Genomic DNA, 3,910 nt, shown 5'->3' with positions numbered 1-3,910 from the left:
GGTAGCGATGCGAGTTCTGCCGTAATAGGCTTTTACCGGATCTAGCCTGACTTGCAATTCCCTGACTCTCACGTATATATCGGTCCAATCTGCTTGCGCACGATTCAATGGGGTTTCACCGTTCTCATCCCTAGCCTCCACATCCGCGCCGTTTTGAAGGAGGATTCGAGCAATCTGATCCCGTCCCATAAAGGCGGCTTCATGTAAAGGTGTGCCGCCATCTCTGTTTTTTCCATTTACGTCTGCTCCCGCACTGATGAGTTGTTCAGCAGTCTCGACTTTTCCTGCAAAGATAGCCCACGACAAAGGGGTAAGTCCGGTTTGCGGATCTTGGGTGTTGAGATCAGTTCCCTTCGCGAAGTGCACCTTCAGAGCTTCACGATTCCCAGTTTTCACGGCACCCCAAATATTCACCTTCGAGTCTTCTGAGGGAGACGGAGCAGCGTCTCTTGCACGTTGCAGCGTGGCTTCAATTAATTGTTCGTTAATCCAGTATGTAAGCGGGGCGATAGTGATAAGCGTGAACACCAACGGCATAAAGAGACGCCGAAATCGGTGCTCTAACAGCCCTTTCACTCCCCGGGTACGCCACAGCATCGCAGTGAAGAAGCCGCTTGTCAGGAAGAAAACCGGCATTTGAAACCCGTGTACTACAAGAAAAAAACTCCAAATCCTTCGTTTCTCTGCACATTTCGAACTGGCCAAGGGACGTCAAAAAACGCTAGAGAGCCATAAAAAGCAATGATTAATAACATGGATAGGGCGCGTAATGCCTCTAGGTCATGTCGTTGGGGGACGGAGGTATGGGTATCCATATAACGAATTCTTCTCTGTACTAGGTTTTCGATAAAGACAATCTGTATTGACTATTAACCAATGGTGCTAGGTTGCAGCTGTTGATAACGCAAAACGTGATGCGTGAAACGTAAAAATCATTGGTTCAGCGGTTCATTTAGCCCCAGAGGGGCGACATGTCTATCCGAAGGGGGAACATAAGAAGAATGAATCAACCAACCGACTCATGAACCAATGAACTCTTGAACAATGTGGAAGAAACTTTCTCACTAAACTAGCACCAAAGGTTATTAGAGACTAATCAGTACGCTTAGACGGACGATCTCATGCCCGTTTCTGAATGAAATACACGCTGGCGAATAATCCTAGCGCGATTACAAACGTGTAGATATTATAAATATACGCCAAAAAAGCAGCAGTTGCGAGGATAATCCATTCTAACCATGTCGTTTTGCGTAGGAAATATCCCATCGTAACGATTGAAAAGATAAATGTACCCGTCACTGCTGTTACAACGGACAAAATGTTTTGTAGCGGCGAGCCGTTAAAGAGAATGTGGGTATAAGCAAACAGCAGCGGCATGATATACAGGAATTTAGCGAATTTAAAACATGCCCAGCCTGTCCTCCACGGATCTGCGCGGGCAACCGCAGCCCCGGCGTACGCGCCAAGTGCGACCGGTGGTGTGATATTAGAATCTTGACTGAGCCAAAAAACTATCAGGTGGGCCGCGATTAGGGATACTCCCATCTGGTCGCTCGTGAGGATGGGAACAGCGAGTTCAGAGGTAATCAGATAGGCAGCGGTGACCGGGATGCCCATCCCCAAGATAAGCGAGGCACCGGCGAGCAGTAGAATAGCGATTGCACGACTGTCTCCAGCGACGGAAAGGACAAGATCAGGAAAAATCCTGCCAAGTCCGGTGAGATCAATGACGGCAATGATGATGCCGATGCTGCCCACCGCTCCTCCGATAGCGAGAGAGTTTCTCGCACCACTGACCATTGCCTCCCAGAGACGTTTGGGTGTGAGACGTGTGTCCGGTCGAAGGTAGCTGATGCCGATTGTAGTCAGGATAGCGAAAAACGCTGCTTGGGAGGCGGTATGCCCCGCGATCAGGGTGGCAACAAGTACAGTTAACGGGACCAAGCAGTACCACTGGTTTTTGAGAAGTGTACCCAGATGCGGTAGTTCAACTTTCGGTAGTCCTTCGATCCCCTCCTTTTTTGCCTCAAGGTGTACCATCACCCACACCGAAAAGAAGTACAGCAGCGCCGGGATGACCGAGAGCAGCGCGATGTGGCTATACGGTAACTCGGTGCGTTCAGCCATAATAAACGCGCCGGCCCCCATCACCGGTGGCAGAAATTGTCCCCCAACCGATGCTGTTGCTTCAACGGCGCCGGCAATGTGAGATCGAAAGCCGGTGCGCTTCATCAAGGGGATAGTAAAGGCACCGGTTGCAACGGTGTTCGCGATCGCACTCCCAGCCACGGAGCCGAAGAACCCGGAGGCAACGACTGCTACTTTCGCAGGACCGCCCACCAACCGTCCTGCCACCGCCATCGGGAGGTCAATGAAAAACTGTCCAACTCCCGACTTTTCCAAGAATGCCCCGAAGAAGATAAACAGCACAACATACGTCGCCATGACGTTTGCCATGATTCCGAAGATACCCGCTTGGCTGAAGAAACTGTATTCAAAAATACGGCGCAGTGGGAATCCCTTGTGGGCGATAACGGATGGCATTGACTGACCAAAGAGCGCGTACAGAATCCCCACTGTAGCAATTATGGTCAGCGCCCAACCGACTGTCCTACGGCTATATTCAAGGCTCAGGATCACCGCCAACGCTCCCACGCATACATCGAGTTGGTTGTATGCCCCTGCCCTGTTAGCCAGTGTTTTGTACTCGACAATCCAGTATCCAATCGCAAAGATGGTCAAGCCAACCAAAATGAGATCTGCCACCGAGGGACGCAATTCGGGCGAACTGTGCCTGAATTGATGGAACATACCGGTCAACACAAATGTGAGGAGTAGGTATAGCCCGACATGATACTGTTCACCCGATGTTCCGAAACCCGCGCCGTAGATGTAAAAGAACACAAAGCCGACGGCGATAATCTCAAAGAGCCACTTCCAGATACCTGTCAGATCCCGTCCCCGACGTTCAAGTTTTTGCGATGTTTTCGCCTCTGGCTCTCCCATCTCTTCTCATTACCTCTTTTACCATTACTTGTAATAGATTGAAAGCGTTACGTCCTTGAGTGTCAACGGTTCACGCCTCACCTGTTTAGGGTTGACCTGTCGAATTTCCAGTTCGTTGATCCCTTTTTTCAGGGGCGGGTTTCCGATGTCGAATTCGATAGCGTCACCGGGGATTGACACCTCTTGGGTTCGAGACGGGTATTGGTTCCAACCTTGTTCATACTCTACGCGAGTCAGGTTATCTGAAGCAGCCTGGCCGGTATTCCAAGGGATTGGCGTTCGGTTCAGGCGTATTTCAAAGGCATCTGCATCAGTTAGCCCCTCAAATCCTAAAGCGAGCGTACATCTGTTCAAAGCGCCATCGGCAGCGGCTGATTCTAGGTCGTCAGCGATTTCCAGCCGGAGGCTCACCGCACGGTCATTGAAGGTCTGATTGAACTGAACTGGGAGTTGAGCCGCAGGAATGGCGTTAAGGAACGAATAGCCGAGTTGAGATGTTGGTTGATGTCGATTGGAGTGGTCCAACTCGTAGCACTTGTTCAAACGCCGAAGCACTGTGGGGTCAGCTAGCTGATTCAGAATATTCCGTTTCCAGTCGTTGGACATGCTGTAGTAGTTGAAGAAATAGAGTCCGTCTACGCCCGCCTCCCAATATCGGAGGGCTAGTGCCTTGAGCATTTCTTCGTTCAGCAATGGTCTTAGTCCCTCGAAACAACCATATATTTTGCAACCGGTGCCATGTGCGGTTTTAACCCAGTCACTGATTGGCATTTCAAACGGGATGAATCCGCCACCTGCAATGAGCATATCCACTATGCCTTCTCTCATCCACACCTCGGCATCGAGTCCGATTCTTTCGGAATCTGCCAACGTCGGGGGCACGCGCACCGCGAGATTAAGCTGC

Annotated in this window: 3 protein-coding genes; all 3 read right to left on the bottom strand. The window is 50.6% G+C overall.

From position 1 onward, the window contains the following. Positions 1-636: ankyrin repeat domain-containing protein (locus tag J4G02_21515; GenBank protein MCE2397099.1), on the bottom strand; the 636-nt coding region annotated here is incomplete at its 3' end. Between the two features lie 483 nt (positions 637-1,119). Beyond that, on the bottom strand, positions 1,120-3,006 hold the full coding sequence (locus J4G02_21510; GenBank protein MCE2397098.1) for a TRAP transporter fused permease subunit: 1,887 nt from the start codon (positions 3,004-3,006) through the stop codon (positions 1,120-1,122). A 24-nt stretch (positions 3,007-3,030) separates the two neighbouring features. Then, on the bottom strand, positions 3,031-3,910 hold an 880-nt coding region (locus tag J4G02_21505), incomplete at its 5' end, for a hypothetical protein (protein MCE2397097.1).

Source organism: Candidatus Poribacteria bacterium (assembly GCA_021295755.1).
Lineage (GTDB): Bacteria > Poribacteria > WGA-4E > WGA-4E > PCPOR2b > PCPOR2b.
The sequence above is the reverse complement of the archived record's forward strand: the minus strand, read 5'-3'. Positions and strand labels throughout refer to the sequence as shown.

Coding starts and splice junctions, on each gene's coding strand:
- J4G02_21510 (MCE2397098.1), bottom strand. CDS start 3,006: ATGGGAGAGCCAGAGGCGAAAACATCGCAAAAACTTGAACGTCGGGGA.